At 47.4% G+C, this 25,625-nt stretch carries 20 protein-coding genes; 16 read left to right on the forward strand and 4 right to left on the reverse strand.

All coding sequences use genetic code 11. From position 1 onward, the window contains the following. Window positions 1-45: 45 nt before the first annotated feature. Complete coding sequence (locus HP398_RS18045; protein WP_254476195.1) at window positions 46-486, reverse strand: hypothetical protein; 441 nt, start codon at window positions 484-486, stop codon at window positions 46-48. Between the two features lie 286 nt (window positions 487-772). Next, window positions 773-2,020 (reverse strand): MDR family MFS transporter, encoded by a 1,248-nt coding sequence (locus HP398_RS18050; RefSeq protein ID WP_173623299.1) that lies wholly within the window; start codon window positions 2,018-2,020, stop codon window positions 773-775. 568 nt (window positions 2,021-2,588) lie between these two features. On the opposite strand from HP398_RS18050, the gene HP398_RS18055 reads away from it, so the two are divergent. Next, window positions 2,589-3,701 carry an aminopeptidase gene (locus tag HP398_RS18055; protein WP_106834756.1) on the forward strand — a complete coding sequence of 371 codons (1,113 nt, stop codon included), beginning with the start codon at window positions 2,589-2,591 and terminating at the stop codon, window positions 3,699-3,701. 552 nt (window positions 3,702-4,253) lie between these two features. Then, window positions 4,254-5,186 (forward strand): RluA family pseudouridine synthase, encoded by a 933-nt coding sequence (locus HP398_RS18060; RefSeq protein ID WP_173623300.1) that lies wholly within the window; start codon window positions 4,254-4,256, stop codon window positions 5,184-5,186. Window positions 5,187-5,278: 92 nt separating this feature from the next. Here the strand turns inward: HP398_RS18060 and HP398_RS18065 are convergent, their stop codons facing one another. Further along, window positions 5,279-6,292, reverse strand: a complete 1,014-nt coding sequence (locus HP398_RS18065) for a hypothetical protein (protein ID WP_173623301.1) — start codon at window positions 6,290-6,292, stop codon at window positions 5,279-5,281. A 139-nt stretch (window positions 6,293-6,431) separates the two neighbouring features. Here HP398_RS18065 and HP398_RS18070 point away from each other — a divergent pair, with 139 nt between their 5' ends. The 5 genes from HP398_RS18070 (at window position 6,432) to HP398_RS18090 (ending at window position 12,923) form a co-directional block, all read left to right on the forward strand. Beyond that, the gene (locus HP398_RS18070; RefSeq protein ID WP_026043397.1) at window positions 6,432-7,055 is read left to right on the forward strand and encodes a YhbD family protein; all 624 of its coding nucleotides are present in this window, start codon (window positions 6,432-6,434) and stop codon (window positions 7,053-7,055) included. Between the two features lie 14 nt (window positions 7,056-7,069). Beyond that, entirely contained in the window at window positions 7,070-7,798 is a 729-nt protein-coding gene (locus tag HP398_RS18075) for a polymer-forming cytoskeletal protein (RefSeq protein WP_017252426.1), read from the forward strand. A gap of 127 nt (window positions 7,799-7,925) precedes the next feature. Beyond that, on the forward strand, window positions 7,926-8,552 hold the full coding sequence (locus HP398_RS18080; protein ID WP_017252425.1) for a TetR/AcrR family transcriptional regulator: 627 nt from the start codon (window positions 7,926-7,928) through the stop codon (window positions 8,550-8,552). 31 nt (window positions 8,553-8,583) lie between these two features. After that, complete coding sequence (locus HP398_RS18085; RefSeq protein ID WP_173623302.1) at window positions 8,584-9,816, forward strand: efflux RND transporter periplasmic adaptor subunit; 1,233 nt, start codon at window positions 8,584-8,586, stop codon at window positions 9,814-9,816. Continuing rightward, on the forward strand, window positions 9,813-12,923 hold the full coding sequence (locus tag HP398_RS18090) for an efflux RND transporter permease subunit (protein WP_173623303.1): 3,111 nt from the start codon (window positions 9,813-9,815) through the stop codon (window positions 12,921-12,923). The genes HP398_RS18085 and HP398_RS18090 overlap by 4 nt, the downstream gene beginning before the upstream one ends. Window positions 12,924-12,984: 61 nt before the next feature. Here the strand turns inward: HP398_RS18090 and HP398_RS18095 are convergent, their stop codons facing one another. After that, window positions 12,985-13,836 carry a CPBP family intramembrane glutamic endopeptidase gene (locus HP398_RS18095; RefSeq protein WP_173623304.1) on the reverse strand — a complete coding sequence of 284 codons (852 nt, stop codon included), beginning with the start codon at window positions 13,834-13,836 and terminating at the stop codon, window positions 12,985-12,987. 198 nt (window positions 13,837-14,034) lie between these two features. On the opposite strand from HP398_RS18095, the gene HP398_RS18100 reads away from it, so the two are divergent. The 9 genes from HP398_RS18100 to HP398_RS18140 all read left to right on the forward strand — a co-directional run bounded on the left by HP398_RS18100 (window position 14,035) and on the right by HP398_RS18140 (window position 25,619). Beyond that, entirely contained in the window at window positions 14,035-15,330 is a 1,296-nt protein-coding gene (locus HP398_RS18100) for an HD domain-containing protein (protein ID WP_173623305.1), read from the forward strand. After that, on the forward strand, window positions 15,323-15,853 hold the full coding sequence (locus HP398_RS18105; protein WP_173623306.1) for a YwgA family protein: 531 nt from the start codon (window positions 15,323-15,325) through the stop codon (window positions 15,851-15,853). Before HP398_RS18100 ends, HP398_RS18105 begins: the two co-directional genes overlap by 8 nt. Window positions 15,854-16,036: 183 nt before the next feature. Further along, window positions 16,037-16,426 (forward strand): thioredoxin family protein, encoded by a 390-nt coding sequence (locus tag HP398_RS18110; RefSeq protein WP_035292014.1) that lies wholly within the window; start codon window positions 16,037-16,039, stop codon window positions 16,424-16,426. 36 nt (window positions 16,427-16,462) lie between these two features. After that, a complete protein-coding gene (locus HP398_RS18115) occupies window positions 16,463-17,362 on the forward strand; it encodes an S-layer homology domain-containing protein (RefSeq protein WP_017252419.1) in 900 nt (299 codons plus the stop codon). Between the two features lie 261 nt (window positions 17,363-17,623). Further along, on the forward strand, window positions 17,624-21,349 hold the full coding sequence (locus HP398_RS18120) for an ABC transporter permease (protein ID WP_254476197.1): 3,726 nt from the start codon (window positions 17,624-17,626) through the stop codon (window positions 21,347-21,349). A gap of 66 nt (window positions 21,350-21,415) precedes the next feature. Further along, window positions 21,416-24,178 (forward strand): lipase/acyltransferase domain-containing protein, encoded by a 2,763-nt coding sequence (locus HP398_RS18125; RefSeq protein ID WP_173623308.1) that lies wholly within the window; start codon window positions 21,416-21,418, stop codon window positions 24,176-24,178. Window positions 24,179-24,208: 30 nt separating this feature from the next. Continuing rightward, window positions 24,209-24,541 carry a hypothetical protein gene (locus HP398_RS18130; protein WP_017252416.1) on the forward strand — a complete coding sequence of 111 codons (333 nt, stop codon included), beginning with the start codon at window positions 24,209-24,211 and terminating at the stop codon, window positions 24,539-24,541. Window positions 24,542-24,624: 83 nt separating this feature from the next. Beyond that, entirely contained in the window at window positions 24,625-25,122 is a 498-nt protein-coding gene (locus HP398_RS18135; protein ID WP_069851084.1) for a YwhD family protein, read from the forward strand. Window positions 25,123-25,361: 239 nt separating this feature from the next. Continuing rightward, complete coding sequence (locus tag HP398_RS18140) at window positions 25,362-25,619, forward strand: hypothetical protein (RefSeq protein WP_017252414.1); 258 nt, start codon at window positions 25,362-25,364, stop codon at window positions 25,617-25,619. Window positions 25,620-25,625: the final 6 nt, after the last annotated feature.

The raw sequence follows: 25,625 nt of genomic DNA on the forward strand, positions 1-25,625 counted from the left end.
AAGAGTCTGTTTCCCGCTTTGTGGGGAGACAGACTCTTTTTTTATCTAAAGCGGATGGGCAGACTTTCGCCCAATCGTTTTCCTATAGATCTCCACCAGTTCCTCCAGGATCATTTCTTTCGTCGCATGTAGAGGCGGACTCGGATGGTAGTAATCGATTCCCTTGGGGCAGGGCTTGCCAAAAGTCGGTATCCCTGCTGCTGCGATCCGTTGTTTCCACAGTTTCTTGAGCGAAGAAAAATGCTGCCAGGAATGGTGATGTGAAAGCCCCCACCCCAGCAGGAGCCACGGATGCTTTTGCAGTTCCTGTGTAGATACGAGCTGAGCCGCAAGCGTCGTTTCTTTCTCGTGAATGAGCTGCTCGAAATGAGAAATGGCACTCACGGCATCAGCATTTTGTACGGAAAACAGATTGTACATATGGAATCTGCCTGCCAATGCCCGCTTTCCATAGATCGCCTCCACGAGCCGGATCAATTGTCGCATGGTGGAATCGAGTGTGGTTTGACCTATGACGCTATGACCGGGAGCAGGTCTTTCACGAAAAAGCTTGGCACTACCAGGGTTCAGTAAGAGACAGCTCCCAAGAGAACGATGCCCCTCTGAATTCGCTCCCCATTGAAGATAGGTAGAAGTTCGGTAGACGATTCCTCGATGTTCTTTAAATGTAGCAAAGGCATTCGGCTGGTTTATGACGATCCCCTCCTGGTCAAGCTATCTATGACTCATTTATATGAGAGGAGGAGATTTGGTAGAACGGACATGTTCTACTCTAGCTACTCTTGCTAACTTCTTTGGCACCAATCATCCGGAACAAAATGATATACAGATAGGCACTGACTAAGGTAAAGCCCAGGATGACACCGAATACACCAACAGGAGCGAGCCATTGGGATAGTCCGATCGTCAGGGGAGCGAAGAAGCGACCAATGGAGAACTGGAGCGAAGAAGCTCCCATGTACTGACCGCGTGCATCCTCCGGCGAGTATTTACTGATGAAGCTCTGGGCGACTGGTGTGCGCATCAGCTCGCCGAATGTCAAAATCGCCATACAGCCGAACAGGAGCCAAATATTCGTCGTAAAGGCCATCAAGAACAGGCCGAGACCGAATAAGATGGAGGAGATGACGAGGCTGTTGCGATCGCTCCAGTTTTCAAACCAGCGTGTGACCGGCAGTGTAAACAGAACCACCAAAAAACCATTTAAAGCCATGAGCCAGCCGAATGCGCTGGTTCCGCCGACAGAATAAGTCCAATTGCCCCACGAAAATAAGGGCTGCTGCATAACATGCTCTTTGACATACAACGCCATGTAAATGTCCAACTGCATGAATCCAATAGCGATCAAAATCCCTGCGCCAATGTACAGGGCAAATGCTTTATCTCGGAAAATAATGGCGTAACTCTTGAATTGCTGAATCAGGGAAAAACGCTCCTTTGCCTTCTCCTGACGGACGTGTTCAGGCAGCGTTTCTTTGATCAGGAAAAAGACGGCAATCGCAAAAAGCAACTCAACGATGGTACAGAACATTAACAGCTGCGGGCGGTAATGAACAAAAAAGACAGAACCCAATACGGGACCCGCAACCACCCCGATGTTCATCGCTGTGTAAAAGGTAGCAAAGACAATTCTTCGATCTTCTTCTGTGGTCAAATCAGCCACCATGGCGGAGCTGGCAGGCCAGTAGAGAGCCCCAGCGATCCCGATCCCGATGAAGGCAATATAGTCAACCCAAGGGGACGGGGAGAAAGCAAACAGGGCGAACATCACGGTCGATGTACAGAGCGAGAGCAGCATCGTGAACCTGCGACCTACCCGGTCAGCCAAATATCCGCCAAACAGGTTGGACAGCATCCCGAGCAGCGGTGGTACCATCAACAGAAGACCCGCTACATCCTTCCCAAACGTATCGCTAAAATAAATCGCCATAAACGGAAAGTACATCCAAAAGAAGGTGTGCGTAATCAATTCACCAAAGAGACGTACCTTCAAGTTAAGATCCCACGAACGCCATATCATGACACGAATTCCTCCATTCTATTTCTGCAGGTGCTTTGACTGCGATTCTCTTCTTGGAAAAATTCCACGTAAAAAAGCGCAAACGGGGTAGAGACAATGCTCTTCCACTTGCGCTTTATCAAACGATACAAGGGTGGCGGGAAATAACCAGTTCAATGGTGTACAAAAGAGAGACGGTTATATACCTTTAATTTTAGGTACAGTAAACCGACTGTTCACCCAAGAACATGGCCCGCAATTTATATCGGGAAAAAGACGGAAGCGGTTCAGGCATCCTGCAGCTTCTAGCTTTTGATAGGGTTGTAAGAGGCAGTGCCCCTTAGAGAGGCCCCACCTAAGCGAAGATAACTACAGAAAACACCATGAACTCAGCACTCCCGTCTTTCAAAATTTTTACATAGGTAAACTCTTGTTGATTAGAATACTCGAAAGAGTCGAATTTATGCAAGATAATTTTTTGGTTTTTTTTGAATAGTACCAAGAACATCGAGAATTGAAAAAGGTACCTTCATTCGGTAAAATATTTTTTAACAATAACCAATCATGTTAGGAATGTGGGGGATATCGCATGCTGGATGCACGCATCGTTAAGCTGGCTACAAATTTGCTGAGCCATTCTGTACGCCTGAAGGAAAAAGAAAGCTTGTTGATTGAAGTTCGTGGCGAGGGTCACGCTTTGGCAAAAGAATTGGTTAAGCAGGCGTATGACTTGGGAGCTTATCCGTTCGTACGGATTATTGACCCGTCTATCCAACGTGAGCTGATGCTCGGTGCAAGTGCAGAGCGTGCGACTCATTTGGCGAGATGGGAAGAGCCAATGTACAAAGATTTGGATACATATATCGTCATCAATGGTCCGTCCAACGACAGTGAGATGGCCGATGTCCCGGTAGAGCGTCGTCGTGCACACCAAAGTGTGATGCAAGAATTGAATGACTACCTGACCAACAATGTACGTTGGACACTGCTCAACTACCCGACCACGGCTTTGGCGCAAAATGCCAACATGTCTACCGTTGCTTTTGAGGATTTTTATTTTGACGTATGTTCCGTTGACTATAAAAAGATGCACGAAGCCTTTTTGCCTTTGCAGCAATTGATGGATCGCACGGACAAAGTGCGTCTTGTTGGACCTGGAACAGATCTTCAATTCTCAATCAAGGACATCCCTAGTATCATTTGCTCCGGGCTTCGCAACATTCCAGACGGCGAGATTTTTACAGCCCCAGTGCGTAACTCCGTGAATGGAACCATTACGTACAACGCAGCAACAAGCTACATGGGCACGAAATTCGAAAATGTGTGCCTGAAGTTTGTAGACGGAAAAATCGTCGAGGCGACTTCTAACAACACCGAGAGACTCAACGAAATTTTCGATACGGACGAAGGAGCGCGCTACATCGGGGAATTCGCAATTGGTGTGCATCCGTACATCCTGCACCCAATGAATGATATCTTGTTCGATGAAAAAATTGCGGGCAGCTTCCACTTCACACCAGGACGTGCGTACGACAACGCAGATAACGGCAACCGCAGCCAAATCCACTGGGATATGGTAAACATCCAACGTCCCGAGTATGGCGGCGGAGAAATCTGGTTTGATGATGTGCTGATTCGCAAAGACGGTTTGTTCGTTTTGCCAGAGCTGCAAGGACTCAATCCGGAAAACTTAAAAGGGTAAGTTAACAGGGCCATCATGCTTAGCGTGGTGGTTTTTTCACATTTTAACGTAGCTGTCGATGAGGGAAGAAGCGCATTTCCAGTCTACGCTTCGGCCTACGCCCCTCAAAGGGGATTGACTGCCCGCTCCGGAATAAATGGCGGGAGCGCTTCAAACGTAGAAGTTTCGAGGAAGGGTTTCATAAGTGAAGCTGAAAACCCCCGCCATTTATTCCGGAGCTGGGTTGGGCTCCAGAGGCGCTTGGACTGGAAATGCGCTTCTTCTACGTGGCTGTTGTTTAACTTCTTGTAAGTTGATTCATGTTGATGAAAGTTCTAAACCTCCCTTGTATCACAACCAAAACGCTCTAAAAGCAAGAAGCAAACACAAGCTGTCCGTAAGCACTGTCACATGTCTGGAAGGAGACCGCCCGAACGAAGAGAGGATACAGGCGACTGGAAGACATGTGGCAGGGCTTCCCCCACCGCCAAATGTAAGGGGACGACTACAGACGAGCATCTCTGGCATCCTTTTGCTACAATAAGAAAAAAGCATGGAACAGAGGGATTAGACGTGAGCCGCAAAGATTGGATCGAATACATCGTCAGTGAACAGGACACGGGAATGAACGTAGAACAAATCGTCCGGCAAAAGCTCAACGTGTCGGGTCGTATGATGCAGCGGCTGACGAGAAGCAAGGGGATTTTACTCAATCGCAAGCAGCCCTTCCTGCAAAGACAAGTAAAAGCAGGAGATACAATCGCGGTTCGTGTCATCGAGAGGCAAGAGCAAGCGCCTGGGCAGCCCCAACATGATACGAAGCCCGAGGGACCGATTACACCAATGCCGTCCATCGATATTTTGTACGAGGACGATCATCTCTTGATTGCAAACAAACCGGCAGGCATGATGGTGCACCCGATTAAACAGGAGACCGACACACTGGTACATGCACTCGCTGCCGTACTGGCGGCAAGGGGTGAGCAGACGAGTGTACATCCTGTGCATCGGCTGGATAAAGATACATCAGGAGCTATTCTCGTAGCCAAAAGCAGCTATGGTCATCAATTGGCTGATAGGCTACTGCGCGAAGGAGGCATTCAACGCGAGTATCTTGCGGTTGCCAGTGGCGTGCTGTCAGAGGGAGCTGGAACGATTGATGCGCCAATTGGCCGAGATGCGCGTCATCCTACGAAGCGCCGTGTCGTGGAGAGTGGCGATCCTGCCATCACACATTACGAGGTACAACAGACCTCTGAGGGAATGACGCTCGCACGCGTTTGGCTGGAGACGGGGCGTACCCATCAGATTCGCGTTCACTTTGCCCATCTTGGACACCCGCTTGCTGGCGATACGATGTACGGGGGAGCGAGAGGTTTGTTACGCCGACAGGCTCTGCATGCTTCCAAGTTGTCTTTTTTGCATCCGCTTCTCGAACAAGAGATTGTAGTCGAGGCACCAATACCAACTGATCTGAAACGCTTGATGCAAGCAGAATTTACATAAGAACGGCCAACACAATGAAACCACCTTTCAATAGGTGGTTTCATTGGTGTATTTGGTAAAGGTGGATTGTGCCCCAATATCCTAGAGCATCCCTAGTTGATCAAGCCGTTTTCCGGCGTAACGGCGAAATCATAGAAGATTCCTTTATGGTTGATCGCTGCTGTAACAGTCGGTTTCCCCTTTTTCGTAAACGTATATACGTTATATTTGGACGAAACATTGTATCCGGTCAGATCGAGGTTAAAAACTTTTTTCATCATCGGGTTGGCAGCAGCAATCGCCGCTTCTTTTGTAAAGAATGGTTTGGCAAACACCTTGGGAATATCTTCGTCCGCGGTATAGTTCCCATCTCTGAACTCACTGAACATGGTCGCTGCCACTACTTTCCCTGTTTTCGCCCCTATGACGATTCTGTATTTTCGTTCCATATCCATGAAATTCCATACTTGATCCAAGCGTTCTTTTGATTCTTTCATCAGTGTTACGTCAGGAAGCAGCGCCGATGCTTTACCGTTGGAAAGAGACTTCAGCGCCTTTTGCGCTGTATCGACCACTTTGGGGTTCATTTTCTCGTTTGTATAATTCAAAGTCGCAGCGTTGACCTTCCCGGTGGCAGCGTCAATGCTGACCGAGGCATTTTGCCCTTTGAACTGCCAAATGTTTTCTTTTTCCCAATTGATCCGTTCTACCCAATCAATCGTAAAGGCATGCTGATGATCCATTTCTTTTAACGTGCTCGTAGCTGTATTTTGCAAATCAGCAGCCACTTCGCTCCATTTTAATTTCACGGATACGGATACAATCTTGCCCTCCTGCTTGGTAACGAGCACCTCACCTCTGTTGTTTTTGGCCGAAATCACCCAGCATTCTGTCGTTTCTCCCATCATCTCGTCCAGTTCGATCGGCACGCCGCCAGCCTGTTTTTGCATCGCTTGTTTCGCCGCTTCTACGACATTTTTGTTTAACTGAGCAAGGGTTTTCATTTCTGGCTCTACTGCTGGCGCCTGACCAGCTGCATATGCTGGCGCTTGTGTGTTTGTAAATGGAGATGCAACGGATAACAGCAAGGCAATCATACTTGTCACGGCTAGTGTTTGTTTTTTCATATGTCATGCTTCCTTTCTGCATTCAAATCACTTATTTGATCCAGCTAAAGGGATTTTGTGACAGTCCCCCGAGTGTCAAACAGTCTGTAGTTGAATAACGTAACAGTGTTATGTTACATTGTTTTTGGAGGTGCTTCACTTGGACACAAATGTAATCTCGAAGAAGGACCTGCTGGAGCTGACAGGCATTTCGTACGGACAGTTATACCGTTGGAAACGAAAGAACTTGATTCCAGAGGAGTGGTTCATTCGACGAGCGACTTTTACAGGGCAAGAAACCTTTTTCCCGCGCGAACAGATTTTAGCTCGAATCGACAAGATCCTGAACATGAAAGACGACTTGTCGCTGGATGAATTGGCGGACATGTTTTCACCAAATATGAGTGAAACGTCGTTGTCCGCAGATGAACTATTGGCACGAAACATTGTTTCTGTTACCTCTTTAGAAGTGTTCAACGTTTTTCTCGGAAGCCTAAGGACCTTTACCTTCCAGCAGGCACTATACGCCTATGTGTTGGAAAAACTTTTGGCAGCAGGAGACTTAACTGTAGAAGAAGGCGGCGGATTGCTGCAGGTACTGGCTAGCCACTATCCCAAGTTCGATGGGAAGCCTTGTGAGCTGATTTTTATGCGCAAGATGGGGATTTCCACGTTCGTGTTGGTATCTGGCTCTACCGAAATGTATTTTGACAACGGTGTAAAGGTAGTGACGCGGCTCATTTTCGCCAATTGCATCGAAGAATTAAAAGCAAAATTTATGTAGGGGGAGACCATACCATGCAGAACGAGAACAATAACAAAACAGATTTGATCTTTCATGGGGCAGTGAATGCTACGGGTGGCGTATACAACAAAGTAGATGTGCAAGGTTACGGCAAGATCAATGGCGACGTAGAGTGCGAGTCGCTTCATTGTGCAGGACATGTCAGTATCACGGGAGATCTCATTGGCTCTTCGGCAAGAGTGGAGGGCAACGCGTCAATTAAAGGCAAAGTGAAAATGGATACGTTATCCGTATATGGTCAGCTTGATGTTGCGGACGATTTGAATTTTACGAGTCTAAAAGTAGGTGGCAACGTCAAGGTACAGGGCAATATGGCAGGCGAGGACGTAAAGGTTCTCGGGTCATTGAAAACCGCAGGGGATTGCGAAGCGGAAGTGTTCCGGGCAAACGGTGCGTTTAGTATCGGAGGACTGCTGAATGCGGGGCGAATCGAGGTGCTTTTGCATGGCGGCTGTGAGGCAAAAGAAATGGGTGGAGAGCACATCGAGGTGCGCCGAACAGGGAATAGCACCTTGGGCAAGCTGTTGAAGCATTTTCTCAACAATACCTTGTCTGTAGAGACGATCGAAGGAGACGAAATCTATCTGGAAAACACAAAGGCCAAGGTCGTTCGCGGCAACAAGATCGAGATTGGGCCGGACTGCGAAATCGATCTGGTCGAATACAGCACAGAATGCAAGCAAGACCCAAGCTCGCAGATTAAGACGAAGACACAACGGTAAGGCTGACAAGGAAAAATTAACATTTGGAACTGTATGCAAGTATTTACATGCATGCAGTTCCTTTATATAATGAGTTTGGAAAAAAATGAAAATGCAAGTAATTGCTTGCTTGGCACGGAGGTGCTTTATGGATCACCCAGATATAGAACAGAAGCTGGGGGGGAGAGGCGAAGAGGAACAGGAAACCCGTGAGCGAATTTTATCAGCCGCACGTCAGCTAATGGCACAAAAGGGATACAAGGGAGCGACTACACGCAAGATCTCTGAGCTTGCAGGGGTGAATGAGGTGACGGTATTTCGTCATTTCAAGAACAAGGTAGGCATCTTGACAGAACTCCTAAAAGAAATCATGGATGTCCGGGAGCAGCTGGAGCAAGGGCTGCAAGGCGAGTTTTCTGATCTCAAGCAAATGCTAGTCAGCTACGCACGCACGTATTACGGCTTATTGGTCGAGCGCAAAGAAATTTTCATGATCTGCATGATTGAAGCGGATAACCACCCGGAAGTCGTGCAGATGTTCAGCAGCCTGCCGATGACCGCAGTCGAGGTATTGTCCAACAAGCTCCTAGCGTTTCAGGAGCAAGGGCATTTGCCAAAGGTAGATCCGTTCACGGCAGCTCTTATGTTCGTCTCTACTTTCTTCTATGCCTTTATGGCGAAGTATCGGGTCAATCTCGATCTCGAAATGGTAGAAGAAGAGCTTTTTGAAAATGCTTCTGAAATCTTGCTACAAGGCATCAAGGGATTCAAATAAACAGCATAGCTACATAGGGGCGGAGGAAGTCATGAAGAGAAGATGGCTTGTATCTGTAATGATGATCGGACTATTGGCAACGACGGCTTGCAGCGAGCAACAGCCTGCTTCGGCACCCCAGAAGGAAATGAAGCATGTCGTCGTTGCACAAGTGAAGAAGGAGCAGGCTGTTACCGTCACGGAATTGTCTGGTACGCTGGCTCCTTTGGAGGAAGCACTCGTCTCTTTTGAAGTAGGCGGTCGTATCGTGGAGATGAACCGTAAAGAAGGAGACACAGTCAAAGCGGGAGATGTGCTCGCCCGTGTGAACGCCCAGGATTACTCGCTCCAAGTCGCCTCTTCAAACGCTGCTATGCAGCAGAGTGCGGCAAATCTTAGCAAGGTAACGAATGGGGCGAGAGAGCAAGAAGTGACGCAGGCGCGATTGCTGGTGGAGAAGGCAACAGTCGCTTTGCAAAAAATGCAGGATGATTTCAACCGGATTGAAAAGCTCTACCAACAAAACGCCATCTCCAAAAGCGAGTATGAAAGTGCACAAAATGGACTGACGATTGCGCAAAAGGATTTGCAAAACGCACAGCAGTCCTATTCGCTAGTTACCCAAGGCGCTCGTGTGGAAGACAAACAGTTGAGCCAGGCTGTTTATAATCAGTCCGTCATTGCCAAAGAAGTGGCAGCCAATACACTTGCCAAAACACAGCTCCGTTCGCCGATAAACGGGACGATCATCGCCAAGCTCTCGTCTGCTGGCAATTTGGTTGGTTCAGGCACCCCCGTCTTTCAAGTCGGCAACATCGACACATTAAAAGTCGTATTGCCCGTTCCTGACCGTGAGATTTCGGCATGGAAAGTAGGCGAGACGATCTCCTTAGACCTGTATGGACAAAAACGGGATGGCAAAGTGACAAAAATATTTCCTGCCACGAACCAAAATACCGGAACGATTGGTGTAGAGGTCCAAATCGCCAACCAAGCTCGTGACTGGTTTGCTGGTCAGGTGGTGAAAGCGACCAAAACGGTAACGGGGCAGGAAGGTGTCTACGTACCAGTGGAAGCAGTCATCAGCAGAGGAAAAGATGACGCGCATGTCTTCGTCAATGCAGGCGGCAAGGCTGTCAAAACAAGCGTAGCCATCGGGCAGATTGTCAGTGACAAGCTCGAGATCAAGAACGGATTAAAAGAAGGAGACCAACTGATCGTCAAAGGGGTGGACCGTTTGTTTGACGGTGATCCAATCGAGGCGGCAGGAGGTACACAACGGTGATCAAGTACATCGTACAAAAGCGCAAAATCACGCTTCTGTTTTTCAGCATGATTGCACTTGTAGGCTCCCTGAGCTTTTTTCAGCTACCCAAGCAAGAGATGCCGGATATTATCGTCAACATGGCGACGATCACGACGGTATACCCGGGAGCTTCGCCGGAAAAGGTCGAGCAGGCTGTTACGAAAAAGCTGGAAGAAAAAATCAATGAATTACAGGGACTTAACTATATATCATCCTCATCTTCCCTCGGAGTCTCTTTTATCATGGTGGAAGCAAAGAGTGACGTAGACCCGAAGCAAAAATGGGATGAATTGCGGAAGAAGGTAAAGGACGCAGAGGCTGATCTGCCAGCCGATGCGAAACAACCGATCATCAATGATGATTTGAATCGTACGTTTGTCCAATCGTTTGCGGTCACCGCTAACACGCGTGAGGAATTGTACAGCATGCGTACCATGCTGAAATCGTGGAAAGAACAGCTGCGCACCATTCCGAACGTAGCGGATGTACTGGTGGAGGGTCTACCGGAGCAGGAGGTCCACATCGAGGTTGATACGCAAAAGCTGAGCCAGTACGGGATCACATGGAGTCAGGTGATGATGGCGGTCAAAAAGGAAAATGAAAAAATCCCGCTTGGCGACCTGACCACAGAAAAACGGACCTACCAGCTTAAGCTGGCGGAAAATACAGATGTCGAAGAACTGAATAAAGTCATTATCTCTCGTTCAAAAGAGGGCTTCCCGATCTATCTGAAGGACATCGGATCGGTCAAAATGACGACGGAGACGGTGAAAACGACTTCGTATTTCAATGGGAAGCCTTCGATCACGATCAGCGTCAATGCAGAGACAGGAAGTGATGTGCCGTCCTTGCAGAAGCGCGTAGACGAGATGATGGTGACTCTGGATAAAACACTTCCGGCAGGGGCCGAGAGACACTCGATTTACAGTCAAAATGAACGCGTCGATGAGCTTTTTAGCGACCTGACCCGAGAAATGATGATTGCCATCGTCGCTGTTTTGGTGGTGTGTGCACTCGGATTGAACCTGATCACTTCATTGGTAGTAGCGATGGCGATTCCGATTTCCTTGGCTGTGGGGCTTATGTTCCTGCCATCTCTGGGTATTTCACTCAATATGATCTCGATCGTTTCCTTGATTATTGTGCTGGGGATATTGGTCGATGACGCTGTGGTAGTCAATGACAATATTGAGCGGAGACTGTCTGTCCTGGGTGAAAAACCGATGGCTGCGGCGGTTCATGGTGCCAAGGAAGTATCGATATCGATCACGACTGCTACGCTGGCTACGATTGCGTCGTTTGCGCCCTTGATGTTTTTGAGCGGCAACGTCGGGCAGTTCATTCGTCCGGTTCCCGTCATTATTTCGATGACGATGCTGGCGTCGATGGTCATGTCGCTGACGATCATTCCGATCTTTCGCCAATGGTATGAGCAACGTAGAAAGGCTGGCGTAGAAGGGTATCGTAAGCCCGCTGGACTGTTGGGGAAACAATTGTTGCAGCTGACCAAGTGGTATGCGAGCAAGTTCATGCCGAAAATTTTGAAGCGACCGCTTTTGGCAGGAATGATTGGCGTATTGATTGGAACGGCAGCATATGGATTGATACCGCTCACTCCAGTGGAATTGTTCCCGAACGATGATCGCCCGCAGTTTCTCATCGATATCCGTCTCCCCGTAGGCAACAGTCTGGAGGAAACAGACCGAGTGGTACGTGGGACGGCAGACTGGGTGTTGAAGCAGCCTGGCATCGAGACAGTATCTGCGTACGCGGGAGGCAGTGCACCGAAAATGTTCGGCGGAGATACAGCTGCCGGAAGCGGCATTACCGTCGGACAGCTAGTGGTTCGTTATAATGAAAAAGAGACCCATCTCGAGAACATGCTGGAGCCGTGGACAGAGGAATTCAAAAAGCTGTATCCGGAAGCGAGTATCTTGACGAAGCAGCTGGAGGCAGGTCCTCCGGTTGGAAAACCAGTCGTGATCCGTTTTTATGGAGAGGATATTGAGACGCTGCGCTCTCTTTCTGCACAAGCAAAAGAAAAGGTTGCCAGATTAGAGGGAACGTACAATGTGCAAGACGATTTCGGGGTAGAACGCTACACCTTGGAATTTGTCGTCAATAAAGAGCTAATGGAGCAAAAGCTCGTCAACTACACGGACTTGTCCACAACATTGCGTCTGGTGAGCGAAGGCATTACCGTCAGTGAGTTTGATACGGGCTCAGACCTGATAGATATGAAGCTGTTCTTGCAAAAAGGTGAGGAAGACCCTGCATTGCTGTTCCAGCGACTCAGCATCGCCAATGCACGTGGAGAGCTGATTCCGTTGTCACAGCTCGCGGAAGTAAAACCGACTTTCAGTACACAGACGATCCCACATCGCGATTTGTCGCGGAGCGTGACGGTTACCAGTGATCTGAAAGGTAGAACGGCTACAGAAGTAATGGCAGAGATCAAGCCGATGCTCGATAGTATGTCCTTGCCTGAAGGATACCGCTATGAGATTGGCGGCGAGACTTCCGAGCAGACTGATATTTTTATCGACATGGGCAAACTTTCGATTCTTGTGGTTTTCTTGATCCTGATTTTGATCGCGATGCAATTCTATTCCTTGACCATTCCTGTACTGGTTACCAGTACGATTTACCTCGCTGTATCGGGGAGCTTGATCGGCTTGTTCGTGACCCAGACGCCACTTGGCTTTATGACAATGATGGGGATTATTGCGTTGGCGGGCATCGTGGTGCGTAACGGGATTGTTTTGATCGAGTTCATCGAGGAGGCACGTCATACAGGCATGGAGCTGAAGCAGGCGGTTATTTCTGCGTGTGAGGCACGGCTACGGCCTATTCTTTTGACCTCGCTTACAGCGATTGCAGGTATGATGCCGTTAGCTATTTCGGGTGACGTTTTGTTCAAACCGCTAGCGGTCACCATTATTTCCGGCTTGGCGTTCTCGACACTTTTGACCTTGATCGTCGTACCGTCCTTCTATACGGTTCTGACGCAGCACAAGATCAAAAAGCTGGCGAAAAAAGCCGCGAAGCGCCCGGATTTGTATGGGGCTGAGGCAGAGACATTGTAATGACATGCAACAGCGGCAAACTCTCCGATTCATTTCGTTCGGGAGTTTGCCGCTGTTTGTTTTAATAAGCTTTTCTTGCTTTTCGCCAGCCGATTATCAAAAGAGCAAGAGCCAGTATGAGAAAAACGAGTACACATAAAGCCCAGATCGACTGTAGCAGCATGCTGTGGTTGACCAGCCAGGGAATCTCCTCTAGAGGCATGTTTTTCATTTTGGGGAGAGAAGGGATGATCATCGGATCTGCATAAATGTGCAGAATGATCGGAGCTAGCAGTCCCCAGCGAAGTGCTGCCCATGCCCACAAAACACCAATGAGAAACGATTCAAAAAGAGTCCCTAGACCATGCCCGGGTACGTGATAGTAAGCGAAAATCATCGAAGGAATGAGAAGATAGATCCACCTCGCACCAGTGGGCAGGTCTGTGTTCCTTCGATAAATGAGTATTAGCAAGAGAAACGGGATGCCACGAAAGACAAGCTCCTCCCACAAAGGGTTATGCCAGGTGGCAAACACAAGCAGATTTGCTTTGCCAGCAAGTGACTGTGTACCGATTGGCTGCGTGGTAGACCATCCGCTAATCGCTTGAAACGCACCTCCGGCCGCTTTTGCCAATAAGAGACCGACAAGGATGAACAGAAATGCTTGGCCCAATTTTTTCTTTTGTACAAGCCATAAGATTCCGCAAGCGTAAATCAGCGAGATAACACCAAAAATGAGCCAGCCAGGAAGCGGGATAGCGACCTTCCAATCGGTTTTCGGCCAGAATAGGAGAGAGACGGAAACCGTTTCCCGCAAAAAACCTGAGGAGAGAAACTGCCCCCAGGAGGCGAGTAAGGGCAGAAAGAGCATAATCATCAATAAAAGGAGTAAAAGTGGGTTTTTCGTTATGTATCGAAATGTATTGTTCAACATTTGTGAAAACCTCTCATCCAAACCATTTTTTTCTATATGATCCTACATGCCTTTTACTCGGTCTAGATGGAAATGGCATTCTTCAGATTTTTGTAAGAGTTTGATTGAGCAAGAAACGGTAGCAGACGTATGATATGATAGAATCAACATTCACTGTCAGTAATAGAGAGAACGCAGTACAGGAAGGGAGTGTCCAGGATGCAACAGCCACAGCTTCTTCATGAAGAAAAGGTATTCAAAGACCCTGTCCACCGCTACGTCCACGTGCGTGACAAATTCATCTGGGATTTGATCAACTCGGCAGAATTCCAGCGTTTGCGCCGAGTCAGGCAACTGGGCACCAGTTTTTTTACCTTTCATGGTGGAGAGCATAGCCGCTTTAACCACTCGCTTGGTGTATATGAACTGATGCGCAGAATTTTGGAGACGTTCGAAGGCCGAATTCAGTTGACGTATGAGGAAAAGCTGCTGTGCCTATGTGCGGCTTTGCTCCACGATGTGGGCCACGGTCCGTTTTCTCATTCGTTTGAAAAGGTGTTCAAGTATCACCACGAGGATTGGACGCGCGCCATTTTGCTTGGAGATACGCAAATCAACCGAATTCTTCGTCGGTTTGATGATAGCTTCCCGAAGAAATTGGCAGAAGTGATCAATAAGACATATGACAATAAACTGATCGTAAGCCTTATTTCCAGCCAGCTCGATGCCGATCGGATGGACTACTTGCTGCGTGATGCCTACTATACGGGCGTCAATTACGGCAATTTCGAGATTGAACGAATCTTGCGTGTCATGCGGCCGCAGGAGGATGGTATTGTCTTTAAATTCAGTGGGATGCATGCTGTCGAAGACTACATCATGTCTCGCTATCAAATGTACTGGCAGGTCTATTTCCATCCCGTGACACGAAGTGCCGAAGTCATCTTGTGCAAAATTTTTCAAAGGGCAAAGCTCTTGTTCTCCCAAGGCTATCCGTTCATGCAGGAGCCTGTCATGCTGCTGCCTTTCTTGCAGGAAAAGGTAGAGCTCGCTGACTATTTGGCGCTTGATGAGTCCATTATTCTTTTCTATATGCAGCTCTGGCGCAGAGAGCATGACCCCGTGTTGAAAGATTTGTGCGCCCGTTTTTTGGACAGGAATCTCTTTAAATACGTCGAATATAATCCGAGGGATTTCCGCTTGCTGTCTGAGCTGAAAGAACTATTTCAATCTGCCGGAATTGACCCGATGTATTATTTGGAGGTAGACACGACCTCCGATCTTCCGTATGATTTTTACCGTGCCGGAGAAGAAGAGGAGCGCATTCCGATTATGCTCCAAATGCCTTCAGGCGAACTGGTCGAGCTGTCACAGAAGTCAGAAATTGTACAGGCCATTAGTGGAAAGCGGCGCTTTGATTACAAGCTGTACTTTCCGTTGGATAAAGTCATGGCTTTGCCGGGGGATCTCTCCCGTAAGATTCGAGAACGTCTGGGAGTGATGGAGGATGCTTAATCGTCACGCCAAGATCATACGCCTGATTGAGATAGTCGGCGAAGTGAGCGGGCGAAAAAAATTGCAAAAGATGGTGTACATAGGAAAACATCTGGAGATGGATTTCGATGAGCGCTACGAGTTTCACATGTACGGTCCATATTCGGAGGAACTGACGCTCAGAGTAGATGAGCTGTGCAACATGGGGCTTCTGGATGAGCAAATGGAGAGTAAAGGTGCCATTCATATGTATCGTTACTCTTTGAACGAAACCGGTCGTGATTTTCTCAAGTTTCATGAGGTTGATTTCGGTAGTGGAGAACGTGCGATTTTGCGTATGAACGAGGAGAATTCTCGTTTTCTCGAGCTGGTTTCTACGATTCTGTATTTCAACCACCTGCCTTATGAGGAAATGAAGGGCAAAATCTTTACGTTTAAGAGCAAGCAACGCTACACCGAAGAAGAGATTCAAAAAGGGCAGGCGTTTGTTGAAGAACTGCGTGTGCTGATGAAGGAAGACGGCGGCACTGCACATATGCAATAGGGAACATCATACGAGGACAAGCACGGCGTACGAACTTGCAAGAGTTGTGGTACGTCTTTTTTTTATACATGTCAGCCAGTCTAATGGGGCTGGCTTTTTTTGTCTCAGTTCGGGGCTGCATAATACGGGCATCGTTCTTTGACAAGTGCATAGGGATGAAACATTTTGATGAGCGAAAGGGAGATGGACGTGAGTAGAAGCAAGCAATGGTGGCTATGGATCGCGCTCGGTGTGGTTATGCTTGCCGTCGGTATAAGTGCGTGGGGTACAGCCAGTGCCCATGAAGTAAGAGTGGTGTACGTCTATAGTGATAGCTGCGGATATTGTACGGAGTTCGGCCCGACATTCGAGAGAGTTGTGAAGGCGTATCCACCGGAAATGATTCAACGACTGGATATCCATAAGCAGAAAGAGCTAGATGAAGCGTCGCGACTCGGTGCAGAGGCAACCCCCACTGTTTTTGTCGTCGAAAAAGGGAAGGTGGTCGACAAGCTGGAAGGAGCCGTACCCGAGAATACGTTGCGAAGCTTTTTGCAAAGGAACCTAAATCAGACACTTTCTGAAAATGGATAATATAGGTAAAATATCCTGTAAAGAGGGGGTCATTCCATGAACAAACGTGCAATGATGTCATACCTACTAGCATCTGTACTAGCAATGGCAGGGTTTATTGGAGTTGCTGACAGTCATACGGTAAAAGCTGCTGCGCAAGCGAAGGACTACGCTTCACATACAGCAAAGGCAGCCATTGATTTTGGTGTACAGAAGAAATACTTATGGCTGGATAGCAAGGGGAACTTTTATCCGAATAGTCAAATCACGCAGGGGCAGTTTATCGCTAGTTTAGTAGCCATCCGCGGATTGAAGGAGGGAGCACCCGTACCGCAGCTCCCAGCAGGGCACTGGGCGACGATGAGCTATGAGAAGGCGCAGAAGGTGGGGATTTTGGCGGGGGTGAAGGTAGAGCCAAATAGATTGTTGACGAAGGAAGAAACGGCAGCGCTGGTGTATGCTGCATGGAAGCCAATTCGGGGTGAAAAGAATCCGAATTTAACCAATACCGGGGCGCTAATCACGTGGGGATGGATGAAGCCAGCACCTAGTGGTCAGCCTAAATTTCGTGAAGATTTGCCTGTGACACGAGGGGAAGCTGCGGAGATTTTGCGTTATTTGTGGAAGGATAAGTGGCAGCTTGAGCAAGGGGCAAAGTATGCGGATGAGTTTCATAAGAGCTTGAAGGTTGTGAATGGGAAGATTAGTGGGAAGGTGCCTAAGGGTGATAGTGATTTTATGATAGTAGTACAATTTTTTACAAAGCAAAATGGATTGGAAGGTTTCACAAACAATCAATCTTTTAACATTCCATTAAACAACACAAGTTCTTTTTCTTTTAATGTTATAAATAACAATGACTCAACTGATGCAGGTATCTACTTGTATACCAAACTACCTTCTTTAGAACAAACTAATAACTCCCGAAAATTCTATAAAACGAAGGGTACGAAGTAAATGCATATCCACTTACTTAAGCATAGAATATTTTTTTCTGTGCTTTCTCTTTTCCTTTTATGTGGTTTATTTATTGTTAATCCAAACTCGACCTATGGTTCTCCCAATTATCACAACATTAAAGTTGCTACTGTTGATTCAAATAAAGAGCTTGCACCCAAAGGGAGTTTTTATCTTCTTTTAATCGAAGGAATAAATGGACAACTCGGAGCAACAGTTTCTCAAATTGAAGTAGACAGAGTTTCTGATAATAATAGAGTATTGGGCTTTGCTGATGTAAACCGAAAGGCGGATAGAGGGTGGTACTTTGTTGACGAAAACGAAGCGTCATACTGGATAAAACGGTTTGGAGGAAATCCAAACTACATTCTTGGGGGAACGACTAACGTTTATAGTAAGGAAGTCTCCAGTGACTCAGTACCAAATTTCGTACCCTACCAAGCCTACAACCTCGCAGAACTAGCCTCCGCCTCAGGAGGAGCAGGCTACACCAAAGGAGACAACCTCGTCCCAGACGGCAAAGGCGGATACATCTCAGTAGGCCACTTCCGAACAACCCCACAACCCAGCGGCAACATAACCACCGACAAAACCAAATACAACCTCAACGAAACAGTTGAGATCCATGCAAATGCCACGGACTTTTCTTACTATGACCGCGGCATTTTTGTATGGTCTTTAAACGTGATCAACAAGACAACGGGACGTGGATACAAAAGCTTCTTGTCTAATCGACAATTCAACGATCCCAGTACCGCCGTTCCCACGGTAAACGAGACAAGCAGTCCCCCAGGCTACAAGTGGACCCATAAAAATACCGAATATAAGCCTACCGAGCCAGGCGTGTATGAGGTGTCGCTGACAATCACTGACTTGCATCAAAGAAGTCGCCAAGGATCAAGCAGCATAAGCGTTTCGACACCTTACACAGCACAATTCACAGTAGGTGATGTAACCCCACCGGAAAAACCCGATCCTGAAAAGCCTGATCCAGGTCCAGCCTGTTCGATCGGATCAACAAAAACCAAACTGAACATTCAAGTCGTTGGCGATAAGGATATTAAAGACCACAATGCTGTTGCAAGCGGCGGCTCAGATATTGCTGTCGAAAAAAATGCCGAAATCACTCTCTATGCCAATAAATCGGGGAAGTTCACCATGAATGGTTATGATATGAAGCCTGGGGCGAATGGCAACAGGAAAGTCGGGACAGGAAGCATCGGTAGCTCTGGACGGGTAAAAGTCATCTACGTCAGTGATGATGGAACCGAATGCTGGGAGAAATATTTGAGAGTCAAGTCGCCAGACGGCGAAGGCTCATGCCCCATCGTTACACTGTCGGCATCAGCAGTGAGAAACGGTGAAACGATTGAGATTATGCCGTTTGACACGCTGACGTTCCGAGCCAAATACACAACCAAATACGGAGATAGCGAGGAAGCATCGCTCAAGTGGGATGTAACACTTCCAAACGGAAAAATCTATACCTTACCAGTCGAGGAAAGTGACAATGGCAGATGGCGATCCTATCATTCCTCCAGCTTAAAACTTCCGTACGGGAATATTCATGACCCGTATGATGTTCAGTTTGAGCGAGGAAAAACGTACAAACTTAAGCTTAACTTCGATGGGACACAGTGGAAGGATCGGCCTGACTGCAATTGGGAAATCACGATCGTAGTAAAAGATGCCTCTTGTACAATAGCGGACCAAAAAAAGGTTAAATTCCTGGTACATAGCGAGCCGCCGCTACCATTTTCTCCAGAAGGCGAACTGATGAATGGATCACCCAGTTCAGGATATACACTGACAGACCCGGTATATTTCAAATACTTTACTGATCTCGGAAACCACTACGATACCAATCTATGGTTTTCCTCGAAGGTATCTGGTACTTGGTATTTGAAGACCCCCGAAGGAAAAACAGCGTTAACCGACAAGCTTGTAGCGGACGAGCCATTCAGGCTCATGTTGCCAGTCACTGTGGATGTTGGTGATGAAATTGTACTGCTGTTCGAGTCCGAGACGGGCTGCACGGGTGAGGTACGATTCACCATTGAATCTGACCAAAAATGCCGGGATATTTTGGTGTCTGTAGAAATTAATCTGAAAAACCAAAAGTGGAGCAAAGAAATTAAACGTGGAGAAACAATTGAATTAGCAGCAGATGAAATTCCAGACGGGTATCGTTTTCACATGTTTTTGTCCGAGGATAGTCACTTTTCAATGAGGTGGTTCGATCCGGCCACAGGAAACTGGGAAAGAAAGCGGAATGGAAAAGAACTGGATGGATCAAACACCTCTACAAATGGACATTGGGTGTATTTTCCGGAAGATGGGAACGATCTTCTTCTAGAAGGTCTGTACAAGGTGCAATTTTACTCAACCCAGAGTGATGGCTGCGACGGTCATTTTTTTGTGCAAATTGGCAAAGGCACTCCAAAGCCGGAAGGAGAGAATTTGCTTATTGTGAAATCGAGCTTTCAAATTGATCCGAAGAGCCCTCAAGCCGCAGGAACCGATGCGACAATTACATTCAACGTGAAGAATGCCGGGAAATTAACGCATGATACGAAATTGGCTGTTCGGTGGGCTAGATCAGAGAAGGAAACCAGCTTGGATGTGAAGGAATTCAAGCCGGGTGAGGTGCGTAAGATCACGGTTCCGACGAAGTATCCGCAAAAATCGGAGGATTTCATCGCCCATATCAACCCTGCGAAATCCATGCCGGAAAATGAGACGATCTGGACGGACAATCGTGCGGCTTGGCCAGTGAAGATAGTTGGTGGGGAAGTTCCCGAGCCACCTGGTGGTGGAGACGATTTTGATGGCGGTGAAATTGGATTAGAGATTTATGACAGTGATGGTCGACAGCTACAAAAACTGCCGCTACATGCAGATGGCGTGTGGGAACGTGAGCCTGCTACGATTCGCGTGGTCATTGATCAGACGAAAATAAACGAAGGCTTCCAAAAAACAGAGCAGGAGATCAATCAGAAAATCACACAATTTAAAGCACAATTGGAGAGTTCAGTCAGCGGGGACACTATCAAAAACGTAACCGTCACTGCGAATCCCGGGTGGATTTCAGATGCCAAGAGCATGGCGGTGTATACACCATCGCAGCTTGATCTGAAGCTGACAGGCCCCGGTGCGCCGATGCAATGGCAGGTAAGCAGTGCATCTACAGGTACAGAGGTCGTGTATACAGGAACCACTGTCCCCACGCAGACGACTTGGCGCCAAGTACTCCAATCGCAAAAGTACAAAGCAGAAATCAACAGCTTTGTCATCGTAATGGATTATCAGGTCGATTTTGAATTGTCCTACGAGAGCTGCGCGATGAACGACGAAGATGAAGAGGTTTGTGAACCACAAAACATATCCAAAACAATGACAGGACGCTATACCATAACGGTAAAAGGGGGAGAGCGTTCTTTTGAAGTATTTGAGCCGAATGCAACAGGCTCGATTCGCCATACAGCCGAATGGGCAGCGTATCATGCCAGGGACCGGTATCCAAACAGCCAGCCAAACGATTACTATGCGGGGGAGCGAATCTTGACACAAGTGGAGCTGCAGGATCGACATCGCCATCCCGTGAGCAACCAGTTTCCTGTCGTAACATCTGCGCGGGCGTGGATTTCAGAAACTGGCTTACGCCAAACGCCGTTACAGTCGTTGTTAGCCTTGCAACAAGCGACTCCCCAGCTCTGGAGAGGACCTTCTTATTCCGCTTCCAAGCTAGGAACTCGCGAAGTGGGAGTAGATACGCCTTTGATGGGGGATAAACAGCATGGCTTCCAAAAGGATGCGAGCTACGCTGTCTATTACTCTGTTTCCTTTCGTTTTGACGTGAACAAGGGCTTCTCCTATCAAAATAAAGCTTCTGGGCAAGGGCACGAGCTAAAAGATTATCAACTACCCTTCCGTATCATTGCAAATGCATGGGAACGACAAGGAATCCGCAACCATACGACACAGTAAAAATATTTGCACCCCCTCTCTGTCTTTTTCTACTGTAAAGCTAGAAAAAGGATGAGGGGGATTTTTGTGGGATTAATCACGCGGCGCTTGCTATGTGCACTTCTCCTATTCGCTTTATGCTTGGGAAATACAGTGGAACAGGGCTGGGCAAATGAACGGGAGATATTCGTAGAGGAGGCGTGGGCATGGATCGACGAGGGAGAGGTGCGTTTTCAGGCACAATTATCGGGTACTCCGGATAAAATCGAGCTGTCTGTCAATCAGGACATCGACAGAAAAACCCGTTCTTTTCACGAGGAGTCTCAGATTTCCCTCGCTGTAATGCCTTTGGATGATAGCCCTCTCCAGATAACGATGTTCATAGATGATTCAGAAGAGCCGTTACGTAGCTGGGAGCTGTCGTTGCCTGAACACATAGAGCCGACCGTAGATAAAATAAAAATCAAAAAGGCGCCTTGGAATGAAATGGCTGCCGATCAGGGAGAACCGTTAGAGTTGGTTGAACTAGAGATCGAAGACCCAAACGAAGCTCCGCCAGAGCAGGATGCCACCGATGAAGAGCTTTCGCGGCTGGCAGAGGAATTTTATGCGCATTTTTCAGGCGAGAAGAAGCCTGGAGAAGTGGAACTGCGCAGTAGAGAAGCTCGCTTTGAGGTAGAACCGAATGACACCTTGGGCAGCAGATCGGACTGGCTCTTTGATGGAAAGGACAGCCATGGAAAGATTAGCAGCAAAAATGATGTGGATTTTTGGAAAATCAGAGGAACAACAAATGGACAGATGAAAATATCCCTCACAGATATTCGGGCAAACGAAGACTACGATTTGTATGTGTATGATGAGGAGGAGCGGGAGCTTGCCCGTTCAGAGCAACATGGAAATGAGCCTGAGCTAATCGAGGGACTGGCACTGGAAAAAGACAAATGGTACTACATCAAGGTCGTTGGAAAGCAGGGCTCCTTTTCGAAAGATTACTATTACCGCTTGCGAGCTGATTTTTTCGCGGATCAAGGAGGGGGCAAGGCGGATGGGTACGAGCCGAATGACACAATGGAAGAGGCCTACGAGCTGGATGCGTATAACCGAAATATCGTAGGGAATCTTCATTCACAGACAGATGTGGATTTTTACAGCTTATCCGTTAAGCTCTCCTCTACTGTGGAGGTCTCCCTCAAGGATATCCCTACTGGAATGGATATGGACGTATTTCTGCTCGACGAGGCTGGAAAAGTTGTTGCTAGATCTGAGAAAGCAAAGAATTCGGATGAACATATGATTTTCAATGCCTATCCTGGAACTTATAAAGTCAAGGTCATGGCCAGCAAACGCTCGGGATTTACCGCTAACTCGTACAGTCTTTATATTGGAGACAGAACGATCCCAGTTATCTTAATCCCGGGAGTAGGTGGATCGCGACTCGAAGTGGAGCAGAATGGAAAGAGATCGGAAATATGGTTGGCACTTGGCGATAGTCTCATTGGTATTAATGATCCCAAACACCGCAGGCTGCTTTCATTGGAGCCGATCAAGCCAAACAGTGTAGATGTACAGCCAGTCGTCCGTGATGCGACGATCCACCCGGAAAAAGATGATTTTTATGCCATCGAATATCTTTCCTATGCGCCGTTTTTAAAAGAACTTACCGAACAGTATTACAGCATGGTAAAGGAACTGGAGAAAGCGGGATACAAAAAGCACCGCACCTTATTTGCACTGCCGTACGACTGGCGATATAGCAGCACCAAAAATGCCAACCTTCTAAAAGAAGAAATCGATGCTGCACTGAAGGCTAGTGGGGCAAATCAGGTGCATTTGGTGGCACATAGCATGGGTGGGCTCTTGGTAAAAGAAACACTTCTGTCCAACGTGTCCTACCAGCGCAAAGTGAATCGTGTCGTGTATATGGGCACACCTTTCCTTGGATCTCCACGGGCATATCAGGCTCTTAAGCATGGATACAATTTTTCGATCCCTTGGCTGGATGAGGAAACAGGGAAAGTGATTTCCTCTTATGCGCCTGCCGTTTACGAGCTGTTACCCTCCAAAAAATACTTTGAAACGGTTGGCTTCCTGAAAAAGAGTAACATCCAGTACTACACCTACGACGAGTTTTTAAAGGACAAAAATATTCGCCTCGACTATGCGCCGCTCGTCCGACATGGCGGCAAGATGCATGAAAAGTGGGATAACAAAACGATCAATGTTCCACAGTATTCCATTGTCGGTACAGGTCAAGTAACACTGCTCGGTTACTTTTATGATTCTTTTTATAACGAATGGTCCCCGATTCTCGATCCTGGCATTGGGGACGGTACCGTTCCGTATATGAGTGCCAATTACGCCCAGAAGGATATGAAAAAACGTTACTACGTGAAAGGCGAACACGCCAAGCTTCCGACCATACCAGAAGTCATCGACCAAGTAACGCGATTGCTACAGGGAGATGAGGAATTACAACCAGGATTGCGCAATGCTCCGGATCAAAATGCTGACTATCTGTATTACATCATTGCACAAGATGACAAAAGCTTTCCTGAAGTGACGATACAAAAATCCGGCCAGACCTTTATGCTCGACGCCAATAAAAAAGAAGTACGGGAAGACCTGTCTATTGAATATCACGATCGCATCGTTGTCATCCATGTTCGAGACGGTGAAGACCTGGAATTCCAGCCGCCTGTAGCTGTAGAGGGAGAGGAGCCAGCGCGCTTTCTGATCAAACGTTTCTCGTCAGATGATTCGGAGCGTTACAAAGAAACAGGTAGACATTACGTGCTCGATGAGCGTGGACTGGCAGAGGTAGAAGAATCAATGGCTTCCAATGATTGAGTAGTCACCTAAAGCAAGGGGAGTAAGACAATGGATGATAATTGGATTGTCTGGTTCATACTCGGTCCTTTCGTATTCTCATTGATGTTTGCGGGGCCTTTGATCGGTTTGCTCATCGCCGCTTTCATTCGCTTCACGTTAGGCTTTCGAGGCTGGCTGATCTTTCTAAGTGTTCTTTTTATCAGCTTTGTGTACTACCTGTTTATTGTTCCCTCTGACACGATGCTAGGTGAACTGTTAGTCATGAAGGTAGCTATGGCTGTCCATACAGCAGTCGTTACGATCCTGATCATGTCGGGCATCGAAAAAATCATCCAGCTCGTAAACAAAAAACGAAACACCCAAAAGCCCATGGATAAATAACTGGGCACATAGGCAAATTGCGTCATCGCACGTTTTTCGAGTAGAATAAAAGGAAGGAGAATGATTGTCTGGAGGTTGTTCAAATGGATATTTTTGATAATAAAAAAGGTGGTTTTACCATCATGAGTGGAAAAACCGATGTACACGGAGGTTTTGGTCAAGGTGTACTTGACCTGAATGCTGTGTCTTCGGTCATTATCGATGGGGACGAAGCGTACATTGACATGGGTGCCTTGCATGCCAAAAGTTCTGTAGAAAAGGGCATCAAATGGACGATGAATAAAGAAGAAGTACCAAATGGAAAGCCTTATTGGCTCGTTTGGGTAACCGTCGATCGCAATGAAGCTGGTCCTTATTATGCAGGGGCAACCGCGTGCTATATGGAAATCGATAGGGAAGCGCGTCGGGGCTACAAAATTTTGGCAGATCACGTGAATCGCATGGATTACTCCATGAAGAGACGTATTATGCTGTCCGATCTATCCGAGAAGGAAAAAGCCGCTCTGAAAAAGCTTTTGATTGATAATAACGCGGACATGTTTGAGAACTCCACCGAGGAATTAAAGCAAAATTTGTCCTAAAGTTGGAAATCGTGAACGGTCTGTGAACAAATCGTGAAATCAATTGTTCACACAATTGAAGTCAGGTAAACTTATTTCCATATCTGTGTAACATGTACACTAGGTCAACAAACAGGGAGAGAGCCGTCACTCTTTCCCTGTTTGTGTATATAATTTCTTTTATTGATCATAGTTTTTGGGATATCGCGGAACACTAATGGGGATTGAACCAAACTGTTTGACGGAAGGGGCGGTACCCATTGGGAGAAGATCTCCGTGGTAATGAACAATCGCATGATCATTTTGTGAAGCACGGTGGCGTCCATTTCCACACACACGTGACTCCGACCGAGATAAACAACTTTGTGAGTAAGCTCCCTGCTGGAAAAAGGGAAAGCTTGTTTGAAGTATTGGAACAGCTTGATAATGCCGGTCTGATTACAATCGTCAACGACCATGTTTTTGCAGATGGAGATGGAGTCGTGGGCGGCGGGGACAATCAGAGCACGCAAGGTTAATAGGTA

The sequence above is a fragment of the Brevibacillus sp. HB1.4B genome (assembly GCF_013284285.1).
In the GTDB taxonomy this organism is placed as follows: domain Bacteria; phylum Bacillota; class Bacilli; order Brevibacillales; family Brevibacillaceae; genus Brevibacillus; species Brevibacillus porteri.